Source organism: Bradyrhizobium sp. 14AA (assembly GCF_054185205.1).
This window is the reverse complement of record NZ_JAVAYM010000112.1, coordinates 1-498: the sequence shown is the minus strand read 5'-3', so window position 1 is coordinate 498 and position 498 is coordinate 1. Positions and strand designations below refer to the sequence as shown.

The window sequence follows — 498 nt, the reverse complement described above, 5'->3', positions numbered from 1 at the left end:
AATAGTAACAGCGATGAAAGACAAACCCGTTTCCGCGTGGGTATAGGCTACACATTCTAATCATTATCCCTGTTTATTATTTATTCCCTTTTCCGGCTACTTTATAGGTAGCCGGTTTTTTTTACCTGGTGATGACCTGCGGATAATTATTATCGTGCGTTGGCCGGATAAGACGCGAATCGCCATCCGGCAACGAGATGTGCAGGAAACTATGCGCTTACATGATGCCCAGTAGACGGGGTAAGAACAGTGTGATTTCCGGAATGTAGGTAATTAATAACAGAACGCCGATAATCGCGCCGTAAAAAGGCAGCAACGGTTTAATCACTTCCTCAACTTTGACCTTACCGACGCTCGCCCCGACATATAAACCACTGCCAACTGGCGGCGTAATGGTGCCAATCGCCAGGTTATAGATCATGATAATGCCGAAATGCACCGGATCGACGCCCAGTTTAGCCATGATCGGCAGCAGAATCGGGGTAAAAATCAGAATGG

Annotated in this window: 2 protein-coding genes; one reads left to right on the top strand and one right to left on the bottom strand. The window is 46.8% G+C overall.

Annotated elements, in window-relative coordinates; translation table 11 throughout:
- On the top strand, positions 1 to 60 hold a 60-nt coding region (locus RAD15_RS43560), incomplete at its 5' end, for an oligogalacturonate-specific porin KdgM family protein (protein ID WP_458184823.1).
- 157 nt (positions 61 to 217) lie between these two features.
- Here RAD15_RS43560 and RAD15_RS43555 read toward each other — a convergent pair.
- On the bottom strand, positions 218 to 498 hold a 281-nt coding region (locus RAD15_RS43555), incomplete at its 5' end, for a TRAP transporter large permease subunit (protein WP_458184822.1).